Below are 14,272 nucleotides of genomic sequence, written 5' to 3' on the forward strand. Positions count from 1 at the left end.
GCACGATGACAGGGTGACCGCTCCGTTGACTCCTCCTCCGCCGCCGCATCAGCGGCCCTCCCAGTCCGCCGAGGCCGCACAGGCCCCGCAGGCCCCGCAGGCCCCGCACGGGCAGGCCTGGCAGGTGCCGCCTGCCGGGCCCGGGGCCGGGGTCGCGGCGACCGCGTACGAACAGGACGGACCCGGTATGAAGACCGAAGTCCGGGAGGCCGCCGTGGTCACCGTGGCCGTGGCGCTCGGCGGACTGCTGCTGGGGCTGCTGTGGTGGTGGCTGGCACCGCACGTGCCGCTGGTGGGCGACGTCGTGGACAACGGCTGGGTGGTCTACTTCAAGGACACCGAGGGGGAGCAGGCGATCGGCGTGGACGGCGCGTTCACGCTGCTGGCGCTGGCCTTCGGCCTGGTGAGCGCGCTGGCCGTCTTCCTGGTGCGCCGGCGCGGCGGCGTGCCGCTGGTGGTCGCGCTGTGCGTCGGCGGTCTGCTCGGATCGCTGCTGGCCTGGCGGTTCGGGATCTGGCTCGGGCCCGGCAAGGACGTCATCGCCCACGCGAAGGCGGCCGGCAAGGGCGTCACCTTCCCGGCGCCGCTGAAGCTGAGCGCCAAGGGCGCGCTCCTCGCCTGGCCGCTGGCCGCGCTGGTCGTGCACCTGGGCCTGACCGCCCTGTTCGGCCCCCGCGACCCCGATCCCTACGGCGACGGCCCCTACGGACACGGAGCCCACGGGAACGGCCCCTACGGACACGGTGCCCACGGGGACTCACCGACGGCGTAGCGGTCCCGCCCGCCCCCCGCTCGGGCCTTCGCGGGAAAACCCGCTCAGGCCCGCGCGGGAAACCCGCTCAGGCCCGCCCGACCGGTGCCAGCACCGCGCCGGTCAGCCGTGCCAGGTCGGCGGGGGACAGCTCGACCTCCAGACCCCGGCGGCCCGCGGACACGCAGATCGTGCCGTGGGCCGTCGCCGAGTCGTCCAGGACCGTGGTCAGCCGCTTGCGCTGGCCGAGCGGGGAGATGCCGCCGCGGACGTAGCCGGTGGTCCGCTCGGCCAGGGCCGGGTCCGCCATCGCCGCACGCTTGCCGCCCACCGCGGCGGCCAGCGCCTTCAGGTCCAGGGACCCCGCCACCGGGACCACGGCCACCGTCAGGGCGCCGTCGACGTCCGCCACCAGTGTCTTGAAGACGCGGTCCGGGGAGACGCCCATCGCCTCGGCCGCCTCCGCGCCGTAGGAGGGGTGGGAGGGGTCGTGGTCGTAGGAGTGGACCGTGAAGTCCACGCCCGCCGCGGTGAGGGCCACCGTCGCGGGCGTGCCCCCGGGCTGCTGCTTCTTCGCCTTCTTCGCCATCCCGGCCTGTCTTCCCTCAGTTGAGGCTCGTCGGGCCGCGGGTCAGGTCCACGGCCGGCAGCGACGGCAGATTACGGATGATCGCCGTCTCCGTGCGCAGCAGTCTCAGCTCCTCGCGCAGGCGGGAGGAGGTGTCCGGGGCCTGCAGCAGCCGCTGCTTCGTCGGCGTGTCCAGCGCCATCGCCGCCGCCACGAGGTACGACACCACGCTCGGCTCGTCCGGCAGTTCCGCGCCGGTGGTGAGCGACCGCTCGCGCGCGCCCGCCAGCCGCTTCTGGTACTGGCGGAAGGACCGCAGCACCCCCTCGGCGAGCGCGCCCGCCTCGTCGCCGGGCTCCTCGGACAGCTCCTCCAGCTCGGCCGTCAGGAACGGGCCGCTCGCGTCGACGGACCGCAGCCGCACCCGGGTCGTGCCCGTCGCCAGCACCTCGAAGGTGCCGTCGGCCCGCTCCCGGACCGTCGCCGCGTCCGCCACGCAGCCCACGGTGTGGAACGCGGCGGCCGGATCGGGGCCGAAGCCGGCCGCGGGGCCGCGTTCGGGCTCGGCGGTCGGGTCGGGCATGCCGGGGGCGCTCAGGGCCACCTCGTGGCCGTCGCGGATCGCCACGACGGCGAACCGGCGCGGTTCCTCCTCGGGCGTCTTCAGGAGCGCGCGCATCATGGCGCGGTAGCGCTCCTCGAAGACGTTCAGAGGAAGCACCAGCCCCGGGAACAGCACCGAGTTCAGGGGAAAGAGCGGGAGCCGGAGGGTGGTCACGACGCAGAAGCCTAATGGTCGCCGGAGCGGACGCGTCCGCCCTGCTCGTTCCGCGGGTGCCGGGAGGGCCGCGCGAGGGGTGCCGCCCCGACGTCGTCGCGGACCTTCAGGAACAGGCCCAGCGGGTCGTCCGACACCCGGTCCCAGGGGAAGGACGTGGCGTACGGGCCGACGAGGCGCAGCTGGAGGCGTGCGTCCTCCTGGCGTCCCAGCCGGGCCAGCACGTACCCGAGCAGGTTGCGGATCTCCGCAGGCCAGGGGTCGGCGGCGGGGAACCGGGCCGAGAGCGCGATCGCCCGGTCGGCCGCCGCGTCCAGCCGGGCGCGTGGCACCTCCGGGCCGCAGCCGTCGGTCAGGTAGGCGAAGGCCGCCCGGACTGGGAGGGCCTGGACGAGCGAGCCGGCCGGGGCGTCCTGCGCGGCGAGGTCGGCGAAGTCGAAGCACTCGCGGTGGGAGCCGTGCCAGGAGGCCACCAGGTAGCGCAGGGCGGCGACATGGCAGCCGTAGTGGTGCGGGGCGCGGCGCACCGCCGCCTCCCACAGCTCCTCGAAGTAGCGGTGCCCGGCACGCGCGCCGCGCGCGTGGTCCAGCGCGACCCGCCACGGGACCGGGTCCCGGGCGTCGCCGCGCGCGGCGGCCGTGATCAGCGGGCTCACCTCGCGCAGCAGCTCGGCGCGGGCCGGGGACAGCCAGGCGCGGTCCACCGCGAGTTGGGCCGCGACCAGCAGCGCGTCCGGGTCGTGCGGGGCGGCGGCACGCCAGGCGTCCAGCCATCCGGGGCGGGAGCGGGCGAAGGCGGCCAGCCGCAGGGCGTACCGGTCGCGGTTCTCCCACTCGGCCCGCGCCCGGGTGGTGGCGAGCAGTTCGGCGGCGGGCCCGAAGACGCCCTGCGCGGCCGCGACCAGCGCGGGAGCCAGGCGGTCGTCGGGGGCGTCGAGCAGCACCTCGTCGTCGGCCACGGGGACGGCGGGTGCGGCGGGCGGGGTCATCCGGGACGCGCGGATGAAGGGGGGCAGCAGAGCCATGGTGTCGACCATTGAAAGTCCGCAGGTCGCGGACACGCCAGAGGGGAAAGCGGAACTGTGGAAAGTTGTACGGGGGCGGGTCAAGGGATGGCAAAGGGTGACGGCCGTCGGCTGCTCCTGGAACGCCGTGCCCGGCGACCGGCACCCGGTGCCGTGCCCGGCGACCGGCACCCGGTGCCGTGCCCGGCGACCGGCACCTGGCGCCGTGCCCGGCGACCGGTGCCCGGTGCGAGGCGTGGCCCGGGTGTTCAGTTCCGCCGCAGCAGCCGGGTGGCCCCCGCGGCCACCGTCGTCGCCAGGATCCAGCCCAGCAGGATCAGCGCCGCGGCCAGCCACTGCCAGGCCCCACGCAGCTGCCACTGGCCCACCTGACCGAGGTCGATCACCGGCAGCAGCAGGTCGAGGGCGAACAGCGCGGGGTTCCACTGCGGATGCTCGTCGGGGCTGACCGGGGGGTGGCCCGCCCGGGCGAAGGCCAGCGAGCCGGCCGCCCACAGCACCGCCATCCACACCGCGGCCCGGCCCGGCCGGTACCCGTAGGCGACCGCCCAGTCCTGCACATGGCCCCAGAACTTGGCGGCCGGCGGCAGGGTCTCGCGGCGGCGGCGCTGCTTGGCGAGCAGCACCTCGCGCGCGTCCTCGTCCTCACCGGCCCCCCGCAGCACGGTCGCGAGCCGTTCGTACGGCTCCGGGTTGTACTCGGCGGTCGCCGCGGCCACCCAGTCCAGGCGCTCGGCCAGCGGGAACGGACCCCGTGGCACGAGGTTCTCGTAGACGAAGCCGCCCATGTGCAGCCGTCCCGGCCCCGGCCAGCCCGCCGCCCGGTCGACGAGGGTCACGATCCGTGCCCCGGACAGCAGCACGGAGCCGCGCTCCGGTCGCTCCCCGAGGAAGCGCAGCTCGGGCGCCTGCACCCGGCGCAGCGACAGCTCCTGGTCGTCGGTGAAGGCGAACCGGGCCCCCTCCAGGTCCACCGCGTCCCCGAACCGGCCGTCGTCCAAGCGCACCCCGCCCTCGCAGGTGAACGGCTGGATCCGGGTCCCGCGCTCCGGGGTCATGCCGCTGAGCAGCGGATTGCCGACGCCGGCCGGGGTCAGGTAGAGCGTGCGCTCGACGGTCAGCTGGGGCGCGTTCAGGGCGAGCCGCGCGCGCGGGTTGGCGAGCCGCGCCCCGCGCAGGCTCAGCGACACACCGACCTTGGCACTGCGCAGGCTGAACTCGCCGTACGACTCCAGCAGCTCCGCCTGGAGGTCCTGGCCGACCGTCATGCCGTCGGCGGCGATCGACCGGCCGCTGCGGTCGTGGTGCACCACCGCCTGGCTGAGCAGCAGGTCCGTGCCGATGTGGGCGTCGGTCAGCCGCACCCCGGCGTGGAAGCGGCAGCGCGGCAGGTGCAGGTCGCCCTCCGTGCGCACGCGGGCCGCCTCCAGCCGCGGCACCGAGCAGTCCACCAGCCGCAGGGTCGTGAAGTGGGCCTCCGGCAGCCGGACCTCCTGTGCGAACCGGCAGCCCTTCAGCTCCACGTACGGCACCACCGTGCCGCCCGCGAGGTCCAGCACGCCGTCGATCCGCACCCCGACGAGCTTCAGCGACGACACGCGGCCCGCCAGCGCGGGCGGCCCGTCGAGCAGCAGCCAGCAGACGATGCGCGCCCGCACGGTCCGCTCGGGCCCCCAGGGGTGCCCGCCGTGCGGATCGTCGACCACCCTGTCCCCGCTGCGCAGGTCGTACGCGCTGCCGTTGCGGAAGGCCTGCCACATGCCCGCCTCGGTGGCGGTCAGGTCGTCGGGCAGGTCCCCGGCGCGTGCGGCGGCCCCCTCGGTCACGTCGCCCCCTCCCTCCCCTGGCTACTCGCCGGTTTCGTACAACCGTTCATGCCCGTTGCGTGACGGTCTGAACACAAGACGTGACGGGGATCTTCCGGGTTGCGGCGGCCGGACGGGTCACGGGAGGCGGACACTCTGTATCAGCCATTGATACAGGCGAACGACGCCGTACGCCGGTCTGAGAGAATTGGTTGCGTGATCTCCCGAATCGATCTGCGCGGCGACGCCCTTCCCGAGGGCCCCGCCCTGCGCGACCTGCTGCCCCGAGCCGACTTCGACGTCGCGGCCGCCCTGGAGAGGGTGCGTCCGATCTGCGAGGCCGTGCATCATCGCGGCGACGCGGCGCTGATCGACTTCGCCGAGAAGTTCGACGGCGTACGCCTGGAATCCGTCCGGGTCCCGGAACGGGCGCTCAAGGACGCCCTGGAGCGGCTCGACCCGGCCGTCCGCGCGGCCCTGGAGGAGTCCATCCGGCGCGCCCGGCTCGTCCACCGCGAGCAGCGCCGCTCCCCGCACACCACCCAGGTGGTGCCCGGCGGCTCGGTGACCGAGAAGTGGGTGCCCGTCGACCGGGTCGGGCTGTACGCGCCCGGCGGCCGGTCGGTCTACCCGTCCTCCGTGGTCATGAACGCGGTGCCCGCCCAGGAGGCCGGCGTCGAGTCGATCGCGCTCGCCTCCCCGCCGCAGGCGGAGTTCGGCGGCCTGCCGCATCCGACGATCCTCGCCGCCTGCGCCCTGCTCGGCGTCGGCGAGGTGTACGCGGTGGGCGGCGCCCAGGCCGTCGCCATGTTCGCCCACGGCACCGAGTCCTGCCCGCCCGCCACCATGGTCACCGGCCCCGGCAACATCTGGGTCGCCGCCGCCAAGCGCTACTTCACCGGAAAGATCGGCATCGACGCCGAGGCCGGCCCGACCGAGATCGCGATCCTCGCGGACTCCACCGCCGACCCGGTGCACGTCGCCTCCGACCTGATCAGCCAGGCCGAGCACGACCCGCTCGCCGCCGCCGTCCTCGTCACCGACTCCACCGAGCTCGCGGACGCGGTGGAGAAGAAGCTGGAGCCGCAGGTCGCGGCGACCCGGCACGTCGAGGACCGGATCCGCCCGGCGCTCGCGGGCAGGCAGTCCGCGATCGTGCTGGTCGACGGCATCGACGAGGGCCTGCGCGTGGTCGACGCCTACGGCGCCGAGCACCTGGAGATCCAGACCGCCGACGCGGCCGCGGTCGCCGACCGGGTGAGGAACGCCGGCGCGATCTTCGTCGGGCCCTGGGCCCCCGTCTCCCTCGGCGACTACGCGGCCGGGTCCAACCACGTGCTCCCGACCGGCGGCTGCGCCTGCCACTCCTCGGGTCTGTCCGTCCAGTCCTTCCTGCGCGGCATCCACATCGTCGACTACACGCGGGACGCGCTCGCCGAGGTCGCCCACCACGTGGTGACGCTGGCGGAGGCGGAGGACCTGCCGGCGCACGGCGCGGCGATCAAGGCCAGGTTCGGCTGGAAGGTACCGACGAGCAAGTGAACCTCGGAATCGACGATCTCCCCGTACGGGACGAGCTGCGCGGCAAGTCCCCCTACGGAGCGCCCCAGCTGGACGTCCCCGTACGGCTGAACACCAACGAGAACCCCTACCCGCTGCCCGAACCGCTGGTCGAGCGGATCACCGAGCGGGTCCGCGAGGCGGCCCGCCACCTCAACCGCTACCCGGACCGGGACGCGGTCGAGCTGCGCACCCGGCTCGCCGAATACCTGACGGACACCGGCAAGTACGCCGTCGGCCCGGAGAACGTCTGGGCGGCCAACGGCTCCAACGAGGTCATCCAGCAGCTCCTGCAGACCTTCGGCGGACCGGGCCGCACGGCGATCGGCTTCGAACCGTCGTACTCGATGCACGCGCTCATCGCGCGCGGCACGGGGACGGGCTGGATCTCCGGCCCGCGTGCCGAGGACTTCACCATCGACCTCCCCGCCGCCGAGAAGGCGATCGCCGAGCACCGCCCGGACGTCGTCTTCGTCACCACCCCCAACAACCCCACGGGCAACGCGGTCCCGCCCGAGACGGTCCTCGCGCTGTACGACGCGGCGCAGGCGGCCCGGCCGTCGATGGTGATCGTCGACGAGGCGTACGTCGAGTTCAGCCACGGCGACTCGCTGCTGCCGCTGCTCGAGGGCCGGCCCCACCTGGTGATCTCCCGCACCATGTCCAAGGCGTTCGGCGCCGCCGGCCTCCGCCTCGGCTACCTCGCCGCGCACCCGGCCGTCGTGGACGCCGTCCAGCTCGTCCGACTGCCGTACCACCTCTCCGCGGTCACCCAGGCGACCGCGCTGGCCGCCCTGGAGCACACCGACACGCTGCTGAAGTACGTCGAGCAGCTGAAGACCGAGCGGGACCGGCTGGTCACCGAGCTGCGCGCGCTCGGCTACGACGTCACCGCCTCGGACGCGAACTTCGTCCAGTTCGGACGGTTCGCCGACTCCCACACGGCCTGGCGGCGGATCCTCGACCGGGGCGTCCTGGTCCGGGACAACGGCGTCCCGGGCCGGCTGCGGGTCACCGCCGGAACCCCGGAGGAGAACGACGCGTTCCTCGACGCCGTCCGTGAACTGAACTGTCTCGTGGGGGACGACACCCCCGCACCCCCGAAGGAGCAGAGCGCATGAGCCGCGTCGGGCGCGTGGAGCGCACCACCAAGGAGACCTCGGTCGTCGTCGAGATCGACCTCGACGGCACCGGAAGGACCGACATCGCCACCGGCGTCGGCTTCTGGGACCACATGCTCGACCAGCTCGGCCGGCACGGTCTGTTCGACCTGACCGTGAAGACCGAGGGCGACCTGCACATCGACTCCCACCACACCATCGAGGACACCGCCCTCGCGCTGGGCGCCGCCTTCCGGCAGGCGCTCGGCGACAAGGTGGGCATCTACCGCTTCGGCAACTGCACGGTCCCGCTGGACGAGTCCCTCGCCCAGGTCACCGTCGACCTCTCCGGACGCCCCTACCTCGTGCACACCGAGCCCGAGAAGATGGCGCCGATGATCGGCGAGTACGACACCACGATGACCCGGCACGTCCTGGAGTCCTTCGTCGCCCAGGCGCAGATCGCGCTGCACGTCCACGTGCCCTACGGGCGCAACGCGCACCACATCGTGGAGTGCCAGTTCAAGGCGCTGGCCCGGGCCCTGCGGTACGCCAGCGAGCGCGACCCGCGCGCGGCCGGCATCATCCCGTCCACGAAGGGCGCGCTGTAGAGCCATGAACGGACTGTCGACCGTCCTGATCGTCGTCGGACTCTTCCTCGTCGGCGGGATCATCTCCTTCGTCAAGCAGAAGATGCCCACGAGCCTGATCGTGCTGCTGTCCATCGGCGCGGCCATGTGCCTGGTGGCCGGCGTCATGCGGCTGGAGGTGTGGAATTGAGCGCGACCAAGAGCGTCGTGGTCTTCGACTACGGCTTCGGCAACGTCCGCTCCGCCGAGCGCGCCCTCGCCCGCGCGGGCGCCGACGTGGAGATCACCCGTGACTTCGACCGGGCGATGAACGCCGACGGCCTGCTGGTGCCGGGCGTCGGCGCCTTCGCCGCCTGCATGAAGGGCCTCAAGGAGGCGCGCGGCGACTGGGTCGTCGACCGGCGGCTGGCCGGCGGGCGCCCGGTGCTCGGCATCTGCGTCGGGATGCAGATCCTGTTCGCGCGCGGCATCGAGCACGGAGTCGAGGCCGAGGGCCTGGACGAGTGGCCCGGCACGGTCGAGCCGCTCCGGGCCGAGGTGGTGCCCCACATGGGCTGGAACACCGTCGAGGCACCGGCGGACTCCGAGCTGTTCGCCGGTCTGGACGCGGACGAGCGTTACTACTTCGTGCACTCCTACGCCGTCCACGACTGGCGCCTGGAGAGCGAGAGCCCGGCGATGCAGGCCCCCAAGGTCACCTGGGCGACCCACGGCAAGCCGTTCGTGGCCGCCGTGGAGAACGGCGTCCTGTGGGCCACGCAGTTCCACCCCGAGAAGTCCGGCGACGCCGGCGCGCAGCTGCTCACCAACTGGATCGGAACCCTGTAGAGACATGGCCAAGCTCGAACTCCTCCCCGCCGTCGACGTCCGCGACGGCCAGGCCGTCCGCCTCGTGCACGGCGAGTCCGGCACGGAGACCTCCTACGGCTCCCCGCTGGAGGCCGCCCTGGCCTGGCAGCGCTCCGGCGCCGAGTGGCTGCACCTGGTCGACCTGGACGCCGCGTTCGGCACCGGCGACAACCGCGAGCTGATCGCGGAGGTCGCGAAGGCGATGGACATCAAGGTGGAGCTGTCCGGCGGAATCCGCGACGACGCCTCGCTCGCCGCCGCCCTGGCCACCGGCTGCACCCGCGTCAACCTCGGCACGGCCGCCCTGGAGACCCCCGAGTGGGTCGCCAAGGTCATCGCCGAGCACGGCGACAAGATCGCGGTCGGTCTGGATGTACGCGGCACCACCCTGCGCGGCCGCGGCTGGACCCGCGACGGCGGCGATCTGTACGAGACGCTGGAGCGGCTGAACAAGGAGGGCTGCGCGCGCTACGTCGTCACCGACATCGCCAAGGACGGCACGCTGCAGGGCCCGAACCTGGAGCTGCTGAGGAACGTGTGCGCGGCGACGGACCGCCCGGTGGTCGCCTCCGGCGGCGTGTCCTCGCTGGACGACCTGCGCGCCATCGCCGGCCTGGTGCCGCTCGGTGTCGAGGGCGCGATCGTCGGGAAGGCGCTGTACGCGAAGGCGTTCACCCTCGAAGAGGCGCTGGAGGCGGTGGCCCAGTGAGCGACGTACGACGCGTCACGACCGGCGCGCCCTGGGAGGACGCCTTCGGCTACTCCCGCGCGGTGGAGCTGCCGAACGGGCTGGTCCTGGTCGCGGGCTGCACGTCGATGGTCGACGGCGAGATCGCCGGGGGCGGTCCGTACGAGCAGACGGTCAACGCCTTCAACGTCGCGTTCGCGGCGCTGGCGCAACTGGGCCTCGGCCGCGAAGACGTCGTGCGGACGCGCATGTACCTGACCCACGCCCGGGACGTGGAGGATGTCGGACGCGCTCACAAGGAGCTGTTCGACGCCGTCCGGCCCGTCGCGTCCATGACCATCGTCTCCGGTTTCGTGGACCCCGGTCTGGTCGTCCAGGTCGAGGTGGAGGCGTTCCGAGGAGTGTCCGCATGACGCTGGCCGTCCGAGTCATCCCCTGCCTGGACGTGGACAACGGCCGGGTCGTCAAGGGCGTCAACTTCCAGAACCTGCGCGACGCGGGCGACCCCGTCGAGATGGCCAAGGTGTACGACGCCGAGGGCGCCGACGAGTTGACGTTCCTGGACATCACCGCCTCCTCGGGCGACCGGGAGACGACGTACGACGTCGTGCGCCGCACGGCCGAGCAGGTGTTCATCCCGCTCACGGTCGGCGGCGGGGTCCGCACGGCCGAGGACGTGGACCGGCTGCTGCGGGCCGGCGCCGACAAGGTGGGCGTGAACACGGCCGCGATCGCCCGCCCGGACCTGATCCGCGAGATCGCCGAGCGCTTCGGCCGCCAGGTGCTGGTCCTGTCGGTCGACGCCCGGCGCACGGAGGGCGGCACCTTCGAGGTGACCACCCACGGCGGCCGTCGCGGCACCGGCATCGACGCCGTGGAGTGGGCGCACCGGGCGGCCGAGCTGGGCGCGGGCGAGATCCTGCTCAACTCCATGGACGCCGACGGCACGAAGGACGGCTACGACCTGGAGATGATCACGGCCGTCCGCAAGCACGTCAGCGTCCCGCTGATCGCCTCGGGCGGCGCCGGGCGGCTCGCCGACTTCCCGCCGGCCGTCGCGGCCGGCGCGGACGCGGTGCTCGCGGCCTCGGTCTTCCACTTCGGCGACCTGCGCATCGGCGAGGTGAAGCAGACGCTGCGGGAGGCGGGGCATCCCGTGCGGTGACCGGCCGGGCCGTACCGGCCCCGCCGGACGTGACGGTCCGCGCCTCCGGCCCCGGTTGCCCGATGGGTGGCCGGGGCTTCTTCGCGGGCAGATGCGAAAGAGAAGTTGCGCAAAATATGTTGTGCAATTTTTCCTTCGCATCTAGCCTGAGGTCATGAGCAGCAAGGACAGGGACCGCCGCATCACCGACCTGGGCACGCTCAAGGCGCTCGCCCACCCCCTGCGGATGAAGCTGTACCGGGGGTTGATCGTCGCGCGGGCCGCGACCGCCTCGCAGCTCGCCGAGCAGGTCGACGAGGCCGTCTCCCTGGTCAGCTACCACCTGCGCAAGCTCGCCGAGTTCGGGCTCATCGAGGAGGCCCGACCGCGCAGCACGGACAGCCGGGAGCGGTGGTGGGAGCCCGCCTCCGACGGGGTGAGCATCCGCGACGAGGACTTCCGCGACGCCCCCGAGAAGGCGGCCGCGCACACCGCGGCCAGCCGCCTGTTCTTCGAGCAGCGCGCCGAGATGTACCGGCGCTACCTGGACGAGCGGGCGTACTGGGGTCCGGAGTGGAACCGCGCCGCCGAGTCCGCCGAGTCAGCGCTCAGGCTGACGCCCGACGAACTTCTCGAACTGGGCCGGGAGGCGCAGGCCCTGCTGCGGAGGTACGAGGAGCGGGGCCGCGCCGCCGACGCGGCGGGGGACACCGCGGGCCGCGAGAACGTCGCCGTGCATCTGAACGCCTTCCCGTTCCGCGTCTGATCCCTTCCGCGTCTGACCCTTCCGCGCCCCGGCCGTGCTGCGGCTGATTCCCTCCGCGCCCGATCCGCCCCGCCCGATCGCTTCCGCCCGATCCGCCCCGCCCGATCGCTTCCGCCCGATCGTTTCGCCCCGCCCCGCCCCGCCCGATCCGTGCTCGCGTGCCCGAGAGGACCGTCCGCATGACCGCCACCGCCGTACCACCGGTCTCCGTCCCGGAGCGGGCCGCCCACCGCGATCCGAACGTGCTGCGCTGGCTGGGCGCCTACACCTCGTCGGCGATCGGCGACAGCGTCTACTTCATCGCGCTGTCCTGGGCGGCCGTCCAGGCCGGGACGCCCGCGCAGGCGGGGATCGTGACGGCGGCCGGTGCCGTGCCGCGGGCCCTGCTGATGCTCGGCGGGGGAGTGGTCGCCGACCGCTACGGCCCGCGCCGGGTGGTCGTCGGCAGCGGCACGGCGCGCTGCGCCCTGGTGCTCGCCGCGGCCGGGCTGCTCCTCGCGACCGGGCCCGGGCTGTGGACGCTGGGCGTGGTGGCGGTCCTCTTCGGGGTCGTCGACGCCGTCTTCCTGCCCGCCGCGGGCGCCCTGCCCGTCCGGATCGCCGCCCCCGCACAGCTCGCCCGGGTCCAGGGCATGCGGGGCTTCGCCGTCCGGCTGGCCACCGTCCTCGGCGGACCGCTCGGCGGGCTCGGTGTCGCGCTCGGCGGCACCGCCGGTGCCTTCGGACTGGCCGCGCTGCTCATCGGCGTGTCCCTGCCGGTGCTGCTGACCCTCCGGGTCCGGGAGCTTCCCCCGGACGACCGCACGGAGCGGGGGGCCGTCCTGGCCGAGCTGTGCGACGGTTTCCGCCGGATCGGCCGGGACCCCGTGCTCCGCGCCCTGGTCGTCGTCATCGCCCTCGGCGACCTGGGCTTCGTCGGCCCGATGAACCTCGGGCTGACCCTGCTGGCGGAGCAGCGCGGCTGGGGCTCGTCCGGCATGGGCTGGGTGCTGGGCGGGTTCGGCCTCGGAGCCGGGGCCGCCTCACTGCTGCTCACCGTGCGCGGACGGGTGCCCCGCGCCGGGCTGGTCCTGGCCGTGGCGGAGAGCGCGGGGGCCCTCGCCGTCGGGGGGCTCGCCCAGGTGCCGGCGGTGGCCGCCGCGGCGGTCGCCGCCCTGCTGATCGGCCTGCTGGCGGGGATGGGCGGGGCCCTGTCCGGGGCGCTGGTGCAGGCCGCGGCGGGCCCCGCCTACGCCGGGCGGGTCACCTCGGCCTCCACCCTGGTCAGCTTCGGCGTCGCGCCACTCACCTTCCCGCTCGTCGGCGCGGCCGTCGAACGGTGGGGCACCGGCCCGGTGTTCACCGTCTGCGCCGCGCTCTGCGCCCTGAGCGGCCTGCTGGCCCTGTGCTCCGGCGCCCTGCGCCACGCCGAACTCCCGCGCTGAACCGGGCCGGCCGGCGGTTGTCCCGTGCTGAACCGCGGGCCCGGCCGGCGTCCCGACCCGCGCGCCCCGTCTCAGAAGCCGAGCTGCTTGGCCCCGTGCAGCTTCGTGACGGCGTCCTGGTCGCCGTCCACTTCCACGTGCGCCGCGCTCTGCCGCCCGAACGCGAACAGCAGCAGCTCCGAGGGCTCGCCGGTCACCGTCACGACCGGCGCGCCGCGGTGGGCGACGACAGTCTGCCCGTCGGGGCGGCGCAGCACCAGACCGGTCGGGATGCCGCGCCCCAGCAGCCGGGCCACCCGCTCCAGCCGGGACCACAGGGCGTCCTGGAAGACGGGGTCGAGCTCGCGCGGTGCCCAGTCGGGCTGGGCGCGGCGGACGTCCTCCGCGTGGACGTAGAACTCGACGGTGTTGGCCGCCTCGTCGAGCTGCTTGATCTGGAAGGGGGAGAAGCGCGGCGGCCCGGTGCGGATCAGCCGGATCAGCTCCTCGTACGGCTTCTCGGCGTACTCCTGCAGCACCTTCTCCCGGCGGGGGGCGAGCTGCTTGATCAGCACGCCCGTCACCGCGTCGGGACGGCGCTCGCGCACCACCACGTGGGCGGCGAGGTCACGGGTACGCCAGCCCTCGCAGAGGGTGTCGGCGTCGGGGCCCGCGGTCTCCAGAAGGTCGGCGAGCAGGAGCCGTTCACGCTGGGCAAAGGTCGACATAGGGTCAGCCTACGACCACGTAGGAGGTACCCCCACCCGGCGGGGCCGCGCGCCGCGGCCGCCCAGCCAGTGGACCGCGGCCGGTTCCACCGGTCCCGCGCGGCACAATGGCATCCATGACCAGCACGCCGCCGCACAGCAGCCTCGACCCCGAGATCGCCGCGCGCCTCAAGCGCAGCGCCGACGGGCTCCTCCCCGCGATCGCCCAGCAGTACGACACCGGAGAGGTGCTGATGCTCGGCTGGATGGACGACGAGGCGCTGCACCGCACGCTGACCACCGGCCGTTGCACCTACTGGTCGCGCAGCCGCCGCGAGTACTGGGTCAAGGGCGACACCTCCGGCCACGTCCAGCACGTCCGGTCCGTCGCCCTGGACTGCGACGCCGACACCCTGCTGGTCAAGGTCGACCAGGTCGGCGCGGCCTGCCACACCGGCGCCCGTACCTGCTTCGACGCCGACGTACTGCTCAAGGACGCCGTTTCCGGCGTCCCGGGCTCGGATCAGTGAGGCCGACC

The 14,272-nt window shown here is 73.9% G+C and carries 17 protein-coding genes; 12 read left to right on the plus strand and 5 right to left on the minus strand.

Annotated features, from left to right (window positions below):
- Positions 1 to 13: 13 nt before the first annotated feature.
- Entirely contained in the window at positions 14 to 772 is a 759-nt protein-coding gene (locus ACF1A5_RS22330; RefSeq protein WP_392194606.1) for an AAA family ATPase, read from the plus strand.
- 67 nt (positions 773 to 839) lie between these two features.
- Here the strand turns inward: ACF1A5_RS22330 and ybaK are convergent, their stop codons facing one another.
- The 4 genes from ybaK to ACF1A5_RS22350 form a co-directional block, all read right to left on the minus strand.
- The gene (gene ybaK / locus ACF1A5_RS22335; RefSeq protein ID WP_392194607.1) at positions 840 to 1,340 is read right to left on the minus strand and encodes a Cys-tRNA(Pro) deacylase; all 501 of its coding nucleotides are present in this window, start codon (positions 1,338 to 1,340) and stop codon (positions 840 to 842) included.
- Positions 1,341 to 1,356: 16 nt separating this feature from the next.
- Positions 1,357 to 2,097, minus strand: a complete 741-nt coding sequence (locus ACF1A5_RS22340; protein WP_392194608.1) for an LON peptidase substrate-binding domain-containing protein — start codon at positions 2,095 to 2,097, stop codon at positions 1,357 to 1,359.
- A gap of 11 nt (positions 2,098 to 2,108) precedes the next feature.
- Entirely contained in the window at positions 2,109 to 3,134 is a 1,026-nt protein-coding gene (locus ACF1A5_RS22345; RefSeq protein WP_392194609.1) for a hypothetical protein, read from the minus strand.
- A 236-nt stretch (positions 3,135 to 3,370) separates the two neighbouring features.
- Positions 3,371 to 4,948, minus strand: a complete 1,578-nt coding sequence (locus tag ACF1A5_RS22350; protein WP_392194610.1) for an oxidoreductase — start codon at positions 4,946 to 4,948, stop codon at positions 3,371 to 3,373.
- A 195-nt stretch (positions 4,949 to 5,143) separates the two neighbouring features.
- Here ACF1A5_RS22350 and hisD point away from each other — a divergent pair, with 195 nt between their 5' ends.
- The 10 genes from hisD to ACF1A5_RS22400 all read left to right on the plus strand — a co-directional run bounded on the left by hisD (position 5,144) and on the right by ACF1A5_RS22400 (position 13,048).
- Positions 5,144 to 6,469 (plus strand): histidinol dehydrogenase, encoded by a 1,326-nt coding sequence (gene hisD / locus ACF1A5_RS22355; RefSeq protein ID WP_392194611.1) that lies wholly within the window; start codon positions 5,144 to 5,146, stop codon positions 6,467 to 6,469.
- Positions 6,466 to 7,608, plus strand: coding sequence for a histidinol-phosphate transaminase (locus ACF1A5_RS22360; RefSeq protein ID WP_392194612.1), 1,143 nt, complete (start codon positions 6,466 to 6,468; stop codon positions 7,606 to 7,608). The genes hisD and ACF1A5_RS22360 overlap by 4 nt, the downstream gene beginning before the upstream one ends.
- Positions 7,605 to 8,198 (plus strand): imidazoleglycerol-phosphate dehydratase HisB, encoded by a 594-nt coding sequence (gene hisB, locus ACF1A5_RS22365; RefSeq protein WP_356187626.1) that lies wholly within the window; start codon positions 7,605 to 7,607, stop codon positions 8,196 to 8,198. The genes ACF1A5_RS22360 and hisB overlap by 4 nt, the downstream gene beginning before the upstream one ends.
- Positions 8,199 to 8,202: 4 nt before the next feature.
- On the plus strand, positions 8,203 to 8,367 hold the full coding sequence (locus tag ACF1A5_RS22370; RefSeq protein WP_046729563.1) for a hypothetical protein: 165 nt from the start codon (positions 8,203 to 8,205) through the stop codon (positions 8,365 to 8,367).
- Positions 8,358 to 9,005: an imidazole glycerol phosphate synthase subunit HisH gene (gene hisH / locus ACF1A5_RS22375; protein ID WP_392194613.1), complete on the plus strand. Its 648-nt coding sequence runs from the start codon at positions 8,358 to 8,360 to the stop codon at positions 9,003 to 9,005. The genes ACF1A5_RS22370 and hisH overlap by 10 nt, the downstream gene beginning before the upstream one ends.
- Positions 9,006 to 9,009: 4 nt before the next feature.
- Entirely contained in the window at positions 9,010 to 9,735 is a 726-nt protein-coding gene (priA, locus tag ACF1A5_RS22380; RefSeq protein ID WP_392194614.1) for a bifunctional 1-(5-phosphoribosyl)-5-((5-phosphoribosylamino)methylideneamino)imidazole-4-carboxamide isomerase/phosphoribosylanthranilate isomerase PriA, read from the plus strand.
- Positions 9,732 to 10,127: a RidA family protein gene (locus ACF1A5_RS22385; RefSeq protein WP_392194615.1), complete on the plus strand. Its 396-nt coding sequence runs from the start codon at positions 9,732 to 9,734 to the stop codon at positions 10,125 to 10,127. Before priA ends, ACF1A5_RS22385 begins: the two co-directional genes overlap by 4 nt.
- A complete protein-coding gene (gene hisF / locus ACF1A5_RS22390; protein WP_356187616.1) occupies positions 10,124 to 10,879 on the plus strand; it encodes an imidazole glycerol phosphate synthase subunit HisF in 756 nt (251 codons plus the stop codon). Before ACF1A5_RS22385 ends, hisF begins: the two co-directional genes overlap by 4 nt.
- A 154-nt stretch (positions 10,880 to 11,033) precedes the next feature.
- Positions 11,034 to 11,624: an ArsR/SmtB family transcription factor gene (locus ACF1A5_RS22395; RefSeq protein WP_392194616.1), complete on the plus strand. Its 591-nt coding sequence runs from the start codon at positions 11,034 to 11,036 to the stop codon at positions 11,622 to 11,624.
- Between the two features lie 179 nt (positions 11,625 to 11,803).
- Positions 11,804 to 13,048: an MFS transporter gene (locus ACF1A5_RS22400; protein WP_392194617.1), complete on the plus strand. Its 1,245-nt coding sequence runs from the start codon at positions 11,804 to 11,806 to the stop codon at positions 13,046 to 13,048.
- 71 nt (positions 13,049 to 13,119) lie between these two features.
- Here ACF1A5_RS22400 and ACF1A5_RS22405 read toward each other — a convergent pair whose 3' ends face one another.
- On the minus strand, positions 13,120 to 13,755 hold the full coding sequence (locus tag ACF1A5_RS22405; protein ID WP_392194618.1) for a TIGR03085 family metal-binding protein: 636 nt from the start codon (positions 13,753 to 13,755) through the stop codon (positions 13,120 to 13,122).
- A gap of 116 nt (positions 13,756 to 13,871) precedes the next feature.
- Here ACF1A5_RS22405 and hisI point away from each other — a divergent pair, with 116 nt between their 5' ends.
- Positions 13,872 to 14,264, plus strand: a complete 393-nt coding sequence (gene hisI, locus ACF1A5_RS22410) for a phosphoribosyl-AMP cyclohydrolase (protein ID WP_392194619.1) — start codon at positions 13,872 to 13,874, stop codon at positions 14,262 to 14,264.
- The last annotated feature ends 8 nt before the right edge of the window (positions 14,265 to 14,272 follow it).

The sequence above is a fragment of the Streptomyces sp. NPDC014864 genome (assembly GCF_043081525.1).
In the GTDB taxonomy this organism is placed as follows: Bacteria; Actinomycetota; Actinomycetes; order Streptomycetales; family Streptomycetaceae; genus Streptomyces.